Source organism: Citrobacter tructae, assembly GCF_004684345.1.
Lineage (GTDB): Bacteria > Pseudomonadota > Gammaproteobacteria > Enterobacterales > Enterobacteriaceae > Citrobacter > Citrobacter tructae.
The window spans coordinates 186,004-198,940 of sequence record NZ_CP038469.1 but is presented as its reverse complement, the minus strand read 5'-3'; the positions used below and the strand labels follow the sequence as shown (position 1 = coordinate 198,940).

Annotated in this window: 10 protein-coding genes; 6 read left to right on the top strand and 4 right to left on the bottom strand. The window is 53.8% G+C overall.

The features are described 5' to 3' along the window. Positions 1-193: 193 nt before the first annotated feature. From nrdA to yfaE, 3 genes are all read left to right on the top strand, one after another. A complete protein-coding gene (gene nrdA, locus E4Z61_RS01540; RefSeq protein WP_135321222.1) occupies positions 194-2,479 on the top strand; it encodes a class 1a ribonucleoside-diphosphate reductase subunit alpha in 2,286 nt (761 codons plus the stop codon). Positions 2,480-2,541: 62 nt separating this feature from the next. Then, entirely contained in the window at positions 2,542-3,672 is a 1,131-nt protein-coding gene (nrdB, locus tag E4Z61_RS01535; RefSeq protein WP_135321221.1) for a class Ia ribonucleoside-diphosphate reductase subunit beta, read from the top strand. After that, positions 3,672-3,926, top strand: a complete 255-nt coding sequence (yfaE, locus tag E4Z61_RS01530) for a ferredoxin-like diferric-tyrosyl radical cofactor maintenance protein YfaE (protein WP_135321220.1) — start codon at positions 3,672-3,674, stop codon at positions 3,924-3,926. The genes nrdB and yfaE overlap by 1 nt, the downstream gene beginning before the upstream one ends. 81 nt (positions 3,927-4,007) lie before the next feature. Here the strand turns inward: yfaE and glpQ are convergent, their stop codons facing one another. Together glpQ and glpT are read right to left on the bottom strand one after the other, a co-directional pair. Further along, positions 4,008-5,078: a glycerophosphodiester phosphodiesterase gene (gene glpQ, locus E4Z61_RS01525; protein ID WP_135321219.1), complete on the bottom strand. Its 1,071-nt coding sequence runs from the start codon at positions 5,076-5,078 to the stop codon at positions 4,008-4,010. A gap of 3 nt (positions 5,079-5,081) precedes the next feature. Then, positions 5,082-6,440, bottom strand: coding sequence for a glycerol-3-phosphate transporter (glpT, locus tag E4Z61_RS01520; RefSeq protein ID WP_135321218.1), 1,359 nt, complete (start codon positions 6,438-6,440; stop codon positions 5,082-5,084). A 272-nt stretch (positions 6,441-6,712) separates the two neighbouring features. On the opposite strand from glpT, the gene glpA reads away from it, so the two are divergent. Genes glpA through glpC form a run of 3 tightly spaced genes read left to right on the top strand, consistent with a single transcriptional unit; the run spans position 6,713 to position 10,777 of the window. Next, complete coding sequence (gene glpA, locus E4Z61_RS01515; RefSeq protein ID WP_135321217.1) at positions 6,713-8,341, top strand: anaerobic glycerol-3-phosphate dehydrogenase subunit A; 1,629 nt, start codon at positions 6,713-6,715, stop codon at positions 8,339-8,341. Then, positions 8,331-9,590 (top strand): glycerol-3-phosphate dehydrogenase subunit GlpB, encoded by a 1,260-nt coding sequence (gene glpB / locus E4Z61_RS01510; RefSeq protein ID WP_135321216.1) that lies wholly within the window; start codon positions 8,331-8,333, stop codon positions 9,588-9,590. Before glpA ends, glpB begins: the two co-directional genes overlap by 11 nt. Then, entirely contained in the window at positions 9,587-10,777 is a 1,191-nt protein-coding gene (glpC, locus tag E4Z61_RS01505) for an anaerobic glycerol-3-phosphate dehydrogenase subunit GlpC (protein WP_135321215.1), read from the top strand. The genes glpB and glpC overlap by 4 nt, the downstream gene beginning before the upstream one ends. Before the next feature lie 41 nt (positions 10,778-10,818). Here the strand turns inward: glpC and yfaU are convergent, their stop codons facing one another. After that, on the bottom strand, positions 10,819-11,622 hold the full coding sequence (gene yfaU / locus E4Z61_RS01500; RefSeq protein ID WP_135321214.1) for a 2-keto-3-deoxy-L-rhamnonate aldolase: 804 nt from the start codon (positions 11,620-11,622) through the stop codon (positions 10,819-10,821). A gap of 25 nt (positions 11,623-11,647) precedes the next feature. Then, positions 11,648-12,937: an MFS transporter gene (locus tag E4Z61_RS01495; protein ID WP_135321213.1), complete on the bottom strand. Its 1,290-nt coding sequence runs from the start codon at positions 12,935-12,937 to the stop codon at positions 11,648-11,650.

Genomic DNA, 12,937 nt, shown 5'->3' with positions numbered 1-12,937 from the left:
CCTTTTGCAACCTCAATTTAACGCCAAAATCAACTCTTGTACTGAAAAGAATCCCTACTAGAATACTCACCATATAGCGTCTATCTTATCAAACAACCCCTACATATAGTATTTATCCACAGACTTAGTCACAACATGGCATTGTGGATAATGTAGGGGATATTTTTTCTTTCACGGACAGGTAAAAAACCACATGAATCAGAGTCTGCTGGTGACAAAGCGTGATGGTAGTACAGAGCGCATCAATCTCGACAAAATCCACCGAGTTCTGGATTGGGCGGCAGAAGGACTGAATAACGTATCGATTTCTCAGGTCGAGCTGCGCTCCCACATTCAGTTTTATGACGGTATCAAGACTTCCGATATCCACGAAACGATTATCAAAGCAGCTGCCGATCTGATCTCCCGCGACGCGCCGGATTATCAATACCTGGCTGCCCGCCTGGCGATTTTCCACCTGCGCAAAAAAGCCTACGGTGAGTTTGAACCGCCAGCACTGTTTGACCATGTGGTGAAAATGGTTGAAATGGGCAAATACGACAATCATCTGCTGGAAGACTACACGGAAGAAGAGTTCAAGCAGATGGACTCGTTCATCGAACACGACCGCGATATGACCTTCTCCTACGCTGCTGTTAAGCAGTTAGAAGGCAAATATCTGGTACAAAACCGCGTCACCGGTGAGATTTATGAAAGCGCGCAGTTCCTCTATATTCTGGTGGCGGCTTGCCTGTTCTCAAATTACCCACGTGCAACCCGTCTGGAATACGTTAAACGTTTCTACGACGCCGTTTCTACGTTTAAAATTTCGCTGCCAACGCCGATCATGTCCGGCGTGCGTACCCCAACCCGTCAGTTCAGCTCCTGCGTCCTGATCGAGTGCGGCGACAGCCTGGATTCCATCAACGCGACCTCCAGCGCCATCGTGAAATACGTTTCCCAGCGCGCCGGTATCGGCATCAACGCTGGCCGTATTCGTGCGCTGGGTAGCCCGATTCGCGGCGGTGAAGCATTCCACACCGGTTGCATCCCGTTCTATAAGCATTTCCAGACGGCGGTGAAATCCTGCTCTCAGGGCGGCGTACGCGGCGGTGCTGCCACGTTGTTCTACCCGATGTGGCATCTGGAAGTTGAAAGCCTGCTGGTACTGAAAAATAACCGTGGCGTTGAAGGCAACCGCGTGCGTCATATGGACTACGGTGTGCAGATCAACAAGCTGATGTACACCCGCCTGCTAAAAGGCGGCGACATCACTCTGTTCAGCCCGTCCGACGTTCCTGGCCTGTACGACGCGTTCTTCGCCGATCAGGACGAATTCGAACGTCTGTATACCCAGTATGAAAACGACGACAGCATTCGTAAACAGCGCGTGAAAGCGGTTGAGCTGTTCTCGCTGATGATGCAGGAACGTGCCTCTACCGGCCGTATCTACATTCAGAACGTCGACCACTGCAACACCCACAGCCCGTTTGATCCGGCTATCGCGCCAGTGCGCCAGTCCAACCTGTGCCTGGAAATTGCTCTACCGACCAAACCGCTGACTGACGTTAACGACGAAAACGGTGAAATTGCGCTGTGTACGCTTTCTGCATTTAACCTGGGTGCTATCGAGAGCCTGGACGAACTGGAAGAGCTGGCTGTACTGGCCGTGCGTGCGCTGGATGCGCTGCTGGATTACCAGGATTATCCGATCCCGGCTGCTAAACGCGGTGCCATGGGCCGCCGTACGCTGGGTATTGGCGTAATCAACTACGCTTACTGGCTGGCGAAAAACGGCAAACGTTACTCTGACGGCAGCGCAAATAACCTGACCCACAAAACCTTTGAGGCCATCCAGTATTACCTGCTGAAAGCCTCGAATGAGCTGGCAAAAGAGCAAGGCGCGTGCCCGTGGTTTAACGAAACCACTTACGCCAAAGGGATTCTGCCGATCGATACCTACAAGAAAGATCTGGACGCGATCGTCAACGAACCGCTGCATCACGACTGGGAAGCCCTGCGTGAATCGATCAAGACTCACGGCCTGCGTAACTCCACGCTGTCTGCCCTGATGCCGTCCGAGACCTCTTCGCAGATCTCCAACGCCACCAACGGCATTGAGCCTCCACGCGGTCACGTGAGCATCAAAGCGTCGAAAGATGGCATCCTGCGTCAGGTGGTACCGGATTATGAACATCTGAAAAATGCCTACGAGCTGCTGTGGGAAATGCCAAATAACGATGGCTACCTGCAACTGGTTGGCGTGATGCAGAAGTTTATCGATCAGTCGATTTCAGCAAATACTAACTACGATCCGTCACGTTTCCCGTCCGGAAAAGTGCCGATGCAGCAGCTGCTGAAAGACCTGCTCACCGCCTACAAATTTGGTGTCAAAACGCTGTATTATCAGAACACCCGTGACGGTGCGGAAGATTCTCAGGACGATCTGGTGCCGTCCATTCAGGACGATGGCTGCGAAAGCGGCGCATGTAAGATTTAATCTTTTGCCGGATGGCGGTATAAACGCCATCCGGCATTACATTCCAGACAGGATCCACATCAATGGCATACACCACTTTTTCACAGACGAAAAATGACCAGCTTCTGGAACCGATGTTCTTCGGCCAGCCGGTGAACGTCGCGCGCTACGATCAGCAAAAATATGACATCTTCGAAAAACTGATCGAAAAGCAACTCTCTTTCTTCTGGCGTCCGGAAGAGGTCGATGTTTCTCGCGATCGTATCGACTTCCAGGCGCTGCCAGAACATGAAAAACACATCTTTATCAGTAACCTGAAATACCAGACTCTGCTGGACTCCATCCAGGGCCGCAGCCCGAACGTGGCACTACTGCCGCTGATCTCGATCCCTGAACTGGAAACTTGGGTGGAAACGTGGGCATTCTCCGAAACCATTCACTCACGCTCTTACACCCACATCATCCGTAACATCGTCAACGATCCTGCAGTGGTGTTTGACGATATCGTCACCAATGAACAGATTCAGAAACGCGCGGAAGGGATCTCCAGCTACTACGATGAGCTGATCGAAATGACCAGCTACTGGCACCTGCTGGGTGAGGGTACGCATACCGTCAACGGTAAAACCGTGACCGTAAACCTGCGCGAACTGAAAAAGAAACTGTATCTGTGTCTGATGAGCGTGAACGCGCTGGAAGCGATTCGCTTCTATGTCAGCTTCGCCTGCTCTTTCGCCTTTGCCGAGCGTGAACTAATGGAAGGCAACGCAAAAATCATTCGTCTGATCGCCCGCGATGAAGCCCTGCACCTGACCGGCACTCAGCATATGCTGAACCTGTTGCGCAGCGGCGTAGACGATCCAGAAATGGCAGAGATTGCCGAAGAGTGTAAACAGGATTGCTACGACCTGTTCGTACAGGCCGCGTTGCAGGAAAAAGAGTGGGCAGACTACCTGTTCCGCGACGGTTCGATGATCGGCCTGAACAAAGACATTCTGTGCCAGTACGTCGAGTACATCACCAATATCCGCATGCAGGCCGTTGGGCTTGATTTGCCGTTCCAGACGCGTTCGAACCCAATCCCGTGGATCAACACCTGGCTGGTGTCCGATAACGTGCAGGTTGCGCCGCAGGAAGTGGAAGTCAGCTCTTATCTGGTCGGGCAGATCGATGCCGAAGTCGATACCGACGATCTGAGTAACTTCCAGCTCTGATGGGCCGCGTGACGTTGCGCATCTCTGGCACACAACTGCTGTGCCAGGATGAACATCCTTCCCTGCTGGCCGCGCTCGAATCGCACAATGTTGAAGTCGAGTATCAATGTCGTGAAGGCTACTGCGGCTCCTGTCGTACCCGTCTGGTGGCGGGTCAGGTTGACTGGATTGCAGAGCCTTTGGCCTTTATTCAGCCGGGTGAAATATTGCCCTGCTGTTGCCGGGCAAAGGGTGATATTGAAATAGAAATGTAGTTTTGTGGGGTGGCGTTGCGCTTACCCGACCTACAAACACCATCGTTCGTAAGCCGGGTAAAGGTAGCCGTTCAGGCAGCGTTAGTGCTTATCTGTTAAAAACAGTACCGCTTTGTCGGGGAAGTCGGTGAACAACCCGTCAACACCCGCCTTGTTATACAAGATGTCATACAGTTGATTCACGTCCGTCGCGTAGTCCGGCAACTGATCGGCCCGCACGGTATAAGGATGCACCGTCATCTTGTTCTGATGCGCCTCCTTCACCATACCGGTCAACATGATATTGCCTTTCTTCGACTTCTCATCCACCAGCATGTGATAGTCCGGGCCGATGCCATCCGCGTACTCAGCAACCTGCTTCATGGCACCCGGTTTAAACATCCAGTCGTAGTTGTAATTCACCCAACTGCCGTCCGGCTTTTTCTCCTGGGTTTCATTCCAGCCGGTATAAGCAATCAGCTGTACCAAGTTGAGATCCATCCCCATTTTGGGTTCCAGCTCATTCTTGATGCGCTTAAGTTCCGCCACATCAAAACTTTGCAGATAGACCTTGTCCTGCTTATCGCTGTAGCCGTACTTTTTCAGCACTTCCAGCGTCTTCGCCGCAATGTCCTTCCCTTCCTGATGATGGAACCACGGCGCTTTGATTTCCGGATAGATGCCAATGTTCTTACCGGTGGAATGATTTAATCCCTGAACAAACTCGATCTCTTCTTCGAAAGTATGCACGCGGAAATCAGATTTCCCCATCGGGAAACGCCCGGGGTACGTCTGCACCTGTTTGCCGTTTTCGATATCAAAACCTTCGGTAAATTTCAGCGATTTGATCTCATCCAGCGTAAAGTCGATGGCGTAATAACGCCCATCTTTACGGGCGCGATCCGGGAAACGCTCAGCGACATCGGTTACCCGATCAAGATAATGGTCATGCAGAACGACCAGATGGTCGTCCTTGGTCATCACCAGATCCTGCTCCAGATAATCCGCGCCCTGTGCATAGGCCATCGCTTTTGCTGGCAGCGTATGCTCAGGTAAATAGCCACTGGCCCCACGGTGTGCAATCACAATCTTGTCTGCGGCGATAGCCGCGCTGCTGACCACCATCCCGGTCAGCATCAACGCTACGCTGAGACTTTTCAATGTGGTTTTCATCTATTAGCCCCCGTTACGCTTCAGTTCCATCTCTGCGTGATGGCGTTTTTCACCAATCATCACAATCACCAGCAGAATAACCGCCAGTACGCTGCCGCCAATCATCACCATAAAACCACCGTCCCAACCGAAGAAGTCAACGGTGTAACCCACAATGGCGCTCGCCGCCACAGAGCCGCCCAGGTAACCAAACAGCCCGGTGAAGCCTGCCGCCGTACCCGCCGCTTTTTTCGGCGCCAGTTCCAGCGCATGCAGACCAATCAGCATTACCGGACCGTAGATCAGGAAGCCGATGATAATCATACATGCCATATCAACATTCGGATTTCCCGCCGGGTTCATCCAGTAAACGACCGTTGCAATAGTCACCAGCGTCATAAAGAACACGCCAGTCGCACCACGGTTACCACGGAAGACTTTATCCGACATCCAGCCACACAACAGGGTGCCAGGGATACCCGCATACTCATACAGGAAGTAGGCCCAGGATGATTTATCCAGTGCGAAATGTTTCACTTCTTTTAGGTAGGTCGGCGACCAGTCGAGGATGCCGTAACGCAGCAAATAGACAAATACGTTGGCAATCGCGATGTACCACAACAGTTTGTTAGGCAGAACGTACTGCATGAAGATCTGCTTCGCAGTCAGCTCTTCTTCTGCTTTTTCGTTGTAATCGTCCGGATAGTCATTCTTATACTCTTCGATAGACGGCAAACCACAGGACTGCGGCGTATCGCGCATCAGAGCAAAAGCAATCAGGGCGACAATAATCGCACCAAATGCCGGCATGTACAGTGCAGCTTTCCAGTCGTTAAACCAAGCCATCCCCAGTAGGAACAGCAGCGGAGGCAGACCGCCACCCACGTTATGCGCGCAGTTCCATACAGAAACAATACTGCCGCGCTCTTTTTGCGACCACCAGTGCACCATGGTACGGCCACACGGTGGCCACCCCATCCCCTGGAACCAGCCGCAGAGGAACAACAACACGAACATCACGGCAATACTCGATGTCGCCCACGGCACAAAGCCCATAAACAACATGACTGCCGCAGCCAGAATCAAGCCCGCAGGCAGGAAAACGCGCGGATTCGAGCGGTCCGAAACGGACCCCATAATAAATTTCGAAAAACCATAAGCAATGGAGATACCAGACAATGCAAAGCCCAGATCGCCACGAGAGAAACCCTGCTCAACCAGGTATGGCATCGCCAGAGTAAAGTTCTTACGTACCAGATAGTACGCCGCATAGCCGAAGAATATCCCCATGAAAATCTGCCAGCGCAATCGACGATAAGTAGGATCGATCTCCGCTGCAGGTAAGCGCGTTTTGTGTAGCGCCGGTTTAAAAATGCTCAACATATTATGTAGCCTCCGTGGCCGTCTTTCATTCGAAGGAAACACTGTAGTACGTCATCGCGACGCTACCGCCCCCAGTGTGGCCGCGATGTTAAGGAAAGATTCAGCGCAATAATGTGAAACACAGCACATATTGTTACAGTTTTATGACAAATGTTCATAAAGGCGCACGGAATCACGTTTCATTTTCGAATAATGAGCGATTATGCGCGAAATCAAACAATCCATGTTTTTTATGTGGCTAAATGATAAAAAACGAACTGTGAGGAAAAACAATGAAAACTCGCGACTCGCAAACAAGTGACGTGATTATCATTGGTGGAGGAGCAACAGGTGCCGGGATCGCACGCGACTGTGCCCTACGCGGATTGCGCGTCATTTTGGTCGAACGCCACGATATCGCCACCGGTGCGACGGGACGTAACCACGGCCTGTTGCACAGCGGTGCACGCTATGCCGTCACTGACGCTGAATCTGCTCGTGAATGTATTAGCGAAAACCAAATTCTGAAACGTATCGCCCGCCACTGCGTTGAATCAACGGACGGTCTGTTTATTACGTTGCCGGAAGATGAGCTCTCCTTCCAGGCCACCTTTATTCGCGCCTGTGAAGACGCGGGGATCCGCGCAGAGGCGATTGACCCCCAACAGGCACGCATTATCGAGCCAGCGGTGAATCCGCAGTTGATTGGTGCGGTAAAAGTACCGGACGGTACCGTGGATCCCTTCCGTTTGACCGCCGCCAACATGCTGGATGCACGTGAGCATGGCGCAGTCATCCTGACGGCCCATGAAGTGACCGGGCTGATTCGTGAAGGCGCAACCGTCTGCGGTGTGAACGTACGCAATCATCTTACCGGTGAGATGCAGTCCCTGCATGCGCCGGTGGTGGTGAACGCCGCCGGGATCTGGGGTCAACGGATTGCGGAATATGCCGATCTGAGCATCCGCATGTTCCCAGCGAAAGGCTCGCTGCTGATCATGGATCATCGCATTAACCAACATGTCATCAACCGCTGTCGTAAGCCGTCTGATGCCGACATTCTGGTGCCTGGCGACACCATCTCGCTGATCGGTACCACCTCACAGCACATTGATTACGACGATATCGACAGCAACCGCGTCACCGCTGAAGAGGTTGATATTCTACTGCGTGAAGGGGAAAAACTGGCCCCGATTATGGCGAAAACGCGCATTTTACGCGCCTACTCCGGCGTGCGTCCGCTGGTGGCCAGCGACGATGATCCAACAGGTCGCAACGTTAGCCGCGGTATCGTACTGTTCGATCACGCCGAACGCGACGGACTGGATGGGTTTATCACTATCACCGGCGGCAAACTGATGACCTACCGCCTGATGGCCGAATGGGCTACCGACGCCGTCTGCCGCAAGCTAGGCAATACCCGACCTTGCACCACTGCGGATGCCGCGCTGCCAGGTTCGCAGGAATCGACTGAGCACACGCTAAAACGTGTGATCTCTTTGCCAGCACCACTCCGTGGCTCAGCGGTCTACCGTCACGGCGATCGCACCCCTGCCTGGCTGAGCGAAGGTCGTCAGCACCGCAGTCTGGTCTGTGAATGCGAGGCGGTCACAGCGGGAGAAGTGCAATACGCTGTGGAAAATTTAACCGTCAACAGCCTGCTGGATTTACGTCGTCGTACCCGCGTCGGGATGGGGACATGCCAGGGCGAGTTGTGTGCCTGCCGTGCCGCAGGTTTGCTGCAACGTTTTAATGTTACCACCGCCGCGCAATCCATCACCCAACTCTCCGAGTTCCTCAACGAACGCTGGAAAGGCGTGCAGCCGATTGCCTGGGGAGATGCGCTGCGCGAAAGCGAATTCACGCGCTGGGTTTATCAGGGATTGTGCGGTCTGGAAAAGGAGCACCAGGATGAAATTTGATACCGTCATTATCGGCGGCGGCCTCGCCGGGCTACTGTGCGGTCTGCAGCTACAAAAAAGCGGGTTGCGCTGCACGATTGTTACCCGCGGCCAAAGCGCACTGCATTTTTCCTCCGGCTCGCTGGATTTACTCAGCACGCTGCCGGATGGGCAGCCGGTGAGCGATATCGAGGCGGGTTTGAACGCGCTGCGCACCCAGGCTCCGTTGCATCCTTATAGTCTCATTGGCACGCAAAGTGTATTGTCTCTGGCGCAGCAGGCACAAACTCTGCTGAAAGAATCTGGCGCCCAATTGCAGGGCGAGGTTCATCATGGGCATCAACGCGTGACGCCACTGGGCACCTTGCGTTCAGCCTGGCTCAGCTCGCCGGAAGTCCCTGTCTGGCCGCTGTCTGCTCAGCATATCTGCGTGGTGGGCATCAGCGGGTTACTGGATTTTCAGGCGCACCTCGCGGCCGCCTCTCTGAGCCAGCATAACCTCAGCGTCGAAACCGCAGAAATCGAGCTACCAGAACTGGATGTCCTGCGCGATAACCCTACTGAGTTTCGCGCGGTTAACATCGCACGCCTGCTGGATAACGAAGATAAATGGCAACTGCTCTATGACGCGCTGCTGCCAATAGCAAAAACCTGCGACATGATCATTATGCCAGCCTGCTTCGGCCTCGCCGATTCCCGGCTCTGGCAGTGGCTCAACGAACGTCTGCCCTGCTCGCTGATGTTGTTACCGACCTTACCGCCTTCCGTTCTAGGCATGCGCCTGCACAATCAATTACAACGCCAGTTTGTGCGCCAGGGCGGCGTCTGGATGCCGGGCGACGAAGTGAAAAAAATCACCTGTCAGGACGGTATAGTGAGCGAAGTCTGGACCCGCAACCACGCTGATATTCCACTGCGGCCACGCTTCGCCGTGCTCGCCAGCGGTAGCTTCTTCAGCAGCGGGCTGGTGGCCACTCGCGAGGCCGTCCACGAGCCAATCCTTGGCCTGGATGTCCAGCAGGCAGAGACCCGTGCGCAGTGGTATCAGCGCGACGTCTTCGACCCGCAGCCGTGGCAACAGTTTGGCGTGACCACCGATGCTGAACTGCGACCTACGCTTGCGGGAAAAACAGTAGAGAACTTGTTTGCCGTCGGATCGGTACTTGGCGGTTTTGACCCTATAGCCCAAGGTTGCGGAGGCGGCGTGTGCGCAGTAAGCGCCTTGCATGCCGCACATCATATTGCGAAACGTGCAGGAGGCCAGCAATGAGCGACACACGTTTTGAAAGTTGTATCAAATGCACTGTGTGTACCACTGCCTGCCCGGTAAGCCGCGTCAATCCAGGCTACCCAGGCCCTAAACAGGCCGGGCCGGACGGCGAACGCCTGCGCCTGAAAGATGGTGCGCTCTATGACGACGCTCTGAAATACTGCATCAACTGCAAGCGCTGCGAAGTGGCCTGTCCGTCAGATGTGAAAATTGGCGATATCATCCAGCGCGCGCGCGCCAAATATGACACCACGCGCCCGTCGCTGCGTAACTTTGTCTTAAGCCATACCGATTTGATGGGCACCGTTTCTACACCGTTCGCGCCGATAGTCAATACCGCCACCTCACTGAAGCCTGTGCGTCAGTTGCTGGATTACGCGTTAAAAATAGATCATCGCCGGACGCTGCCAAAATATTCCTTCGGCACCTTCCGTCGTTGGTATCGCGGCGTTGCCGCACAGCAGGCGCAGTATCAGGATCAGGTCGCCTTTTTTCACGGCTGCTTTGTCAACTACAACCATCCGCAGCTTGGCAAAGACCTGATTAAAGTGCTGAACGCAATGGGGACCGGCGTACAGTTGCTGAGTAAAGAAAAGTGCTGCGGCGTGCCGCTGATCGCCAACGGTTTTACCGATAAAGCGCGTAAGCAGGCGGTCAGCAACGTGGCCTCACTCAGAGAAGCGATAGACGGAAAAGGTATTCCGGTGATCGCCACCTCTTCAACCTGTACTTTTGCGCTACGCGATGAATATCCTGAAGTGCTGGATGTCGACAACTCTGGCCTGCGCGAACATATTGAGCTGGCCACCCGTTGGCTATGGCGCAAACTGGACGAAGGGAAAACGCTGCCACTGAAAACACTGCCATTAAAAGTGGTTTATCACACGCCGTGCCATATGGAAAAAATGGGCTGGACGCTCTACACGCTGGAGCTACTGCGACAAATTCCAGGGCTGGAACTGACGGTGCTGGATTCCCAGTGTTGCGGCATCGCCGGAACTTACGGCTTCAAAAAAGAAAACTATCCGACATCGCAGTCCATTGGCGCCCCGCTGTTCCGCCAGATTGAAGAAAGCGGCGCTGATATCGTCGTCACCGACTGCGAAACTTGTAAATGGCAGATTGAGATGTCAACAAGCAAGCGCTGTGAACATCCAATCACCCTGCTTGCCAAAGCATTGGGTTAACGCTGCTGCCCGATGGTATTCCACCATCGGGCAAGCAAGTATCAATAACTGCTTTTGAGCGTTTGCACAGCCTTATCAGATTTAAACATTGCCAACCGGCGATCCAGCGCTTCGGTATAAAGCATGGTATCGACGCCTACCGCGACAAAGTTCGCCCCCCACTGCAGACATTTTTGCGCCATCGCCGGATCAACGGCGAGAAAACCTGCGGCTTTGCCAGCCGCGCGGATGCGGCGAATGCTTTCCTCAATAATCCGCTGAACATCAGGATGCCCGGCATTATCAGGATATCCCAATGATGCTGAGAGATCCGCAGGGCCAATAAACACACCGTCAATGCCCTCCACATCCAAAATTTCGTCCAGATTGTCCAGGGCGGTCCGACTTTCAACCTGAACTAACAAACAGAGCGACTCATTGGCCTGCGCCATATAGTTATCTATTCGCCCCCAGCGCGCCGCTCGCGCCACGCTCGCCCCAACACCGCGTTCGCCGAGCGGAGGATAACGGGTAGCAGAGACCACCTGACGCGCCTGCTCAGCGCTGTCGACCATCGGGATCAGCAGCGTTTGTGCGCCAATATCCAGTACCTGTTTGATCAACGCTTTACTGCCTTCAATCGGACGGATCACCGGTTGGCTAGCGTAAGGGGCGATTGCCTGTAGCTGGTGATAGAGATCCTGCACCGTATTCGGTGCATGCTCACCGTCAATCAACAACCAGTCATAACCCGACGTCGCGGCAATCTCGGCCATATAGGAAGTGGTTGAACTGAGCCACAGGCCAATCTGTACTTCCCCTTTGCGTAATCCTTCTTTGAAGGGATTTGCTAACAATGCGTTCATAACGATCCTTACAACGTAGATAAGATTATTGATGCGCAGCGCCCACTTGCGAGGAAGGACGGTTCACGCGCAAAGTGAAGATAATCAGTGAACCTATAATCGCCACTCCCGCCAGGGTCAGCAGCCCAGCAGCGTCACTGGCAAAAAACGTTTCTGCTTTAACCCGTAAGATTGGCGCAAGGAACCCACCTACCGCGCCAAACAAGTTCACAAAGCCAATACCAGCTGCCAGCGCAGTGCCAGAAAGCTGTTGCGTTGGCATCGTCCAGAACACGGGCTGTACTGCGATAAAGCCCGCCGCAGCAACACATAAAGCCAGAATAGCCAGTACCGGAGAAACCAAACCAGAAACGCCAATACCAATCCCCGCAGCCATCAATGTCAGTGCTGCGACATTACGCCGGTCGCCGGTACGGTCGGAATAGCGTGGAATCAACCAGGTGCCAAACAATGCGACAACCCACGGAATGGCGGTGACCACCGAAGCCGTGAATCCGACTTTCGTTCCCAACAGCGCGGCAACTTGCGTGGGCAGGAAGAAAATCAGGCCATACACCGCAACCTGAATCGTCAGATAGATAAGCGCCAGTTGCCAGACGCGCCCGTTACGCAGCGCATCCGAGAGACGAGATGTGGTCTTTTTTTCTTCTTCGCTCGCCAGTTGGCTAATGAGTACGGACTTTTCCTCAGCGTTCAGGAAACGCGCCTGCTGTGGGGTATCATCAAGCCAGAAGAAAGTGAAAACGCCCGCACCTACCGCCAGTAAACCTTCTATAACGAACATCCAGAACCACCCCGGATGCCCCATAAAACCGTGCATCTCCAGCAGCGCACCTGACAGCGGCGATCCCAGAGTTAATGCCAATGGCGCTCCCATGTAGAACAGCCCCATGATGCTGGCGCGGTTGCGCTGCGGGAACCACTGCGAAGTCAGGTAAATCATTCCGGGGAAGAACCCTGCCTCTGCCGCGCCAAGAAGGGTACGGATAATCAGGAATTTCGCCTCCGTATCCGCCCACGCCATTGCCGCAGACAAAAATCCCCACAGCAACGTGGTGGTGCCAATCCAGGTTCTGGCACCAAATTTACGCATCAGCAAATTAGCGGGTACGCCCAGAAAGGCGTAAACCACAAAGAAAATTCCCGCACCCAGCGCGTAAGCTTCATTGCTCAGCCCGGTATCAATTTGATAGGTCTCTTTGGCAAACCCAATGTTCGAACGATCCAGAAACGCCAGCACATACAGCGCCAGCATAAACGGAATCAAGCGGGCGCGGTTTTTCTTCACTACACCGTCAAGTAAAGTGATACTCAT

What these genes read in the sequence shown, in the direction of transcription:
- nrdA (WP_135321222.1), top strand. Translation starts at nt 194, where the DNA reads ATGAATCAGAGTCTGCTGGTGACAAAGCGTGATGGTAGTACAGAGCGC.
- nrdB (WP_135321221.1), top strand. Translation starts at nt 2,542, where the DNA reads ATGGCATACACCACTTTTTCACAGACGAAAAATGACCAGCTTCTGGAA.
- yfaE (WP_135321220.1), top strand. Translation starts at nt 3,672, where the DNA reads ATGGGCCGCGTGACGTTGCGCATCTCTGGCACACAACTGCTGTGCCAG.
- glpQ (WP_135321219.1), bottom strand. Translation starts at nt 5,078, where the DNA reads ATGAAAACCACATTGAAAAGTCTCAGCGTAGCGTTGATGCTGACCGGG.
- glpT (WP_135321218.1), bottom strand. Translation starts at nt 6,440, where the DNA reads ATGTTGAGCATTTTTAAACCGGCGCTACACAAAACGCGCTTACCTGCA.
- glpA (WP_135321217.1), top strand. Translation starts at nt 6,713, where the DNA reads ATGAAAACTCGCGACTCGCAAACAAGTGACGTGATTATCATTGGTGGA.
- glpB (WP_135321216.1), top strand. Translation starts at nt 8,331, where the DNA reads ATGAAATTTGATACCGTCATTATCGGCGGCGGCCTCGCCGGGCTACTG.
- glpC (WP_135321215.1), top strand. Translation starts at nt 9,587, where the DNA reads ATGAGCGACACACGTTTTGAAAGTTGTATCAAATGCACTGTGTGTACC.
- yfaU (WP_135321214.1), bottom strand. Translation starts at nt 11,622, where the DNA reads ATGAACGCATTGTTAGCAAATCCCTTCAAAGAAGGATTACGCAAAGGG.
- E4Z61_RS01495 (WP_135321213.1), bottom strand. Translation starts at nt 12,937, where the DNA reads ATGAGTATCACTTTACTTGACGGTGTAGTGAAGAAAAACCGCGCCCGC.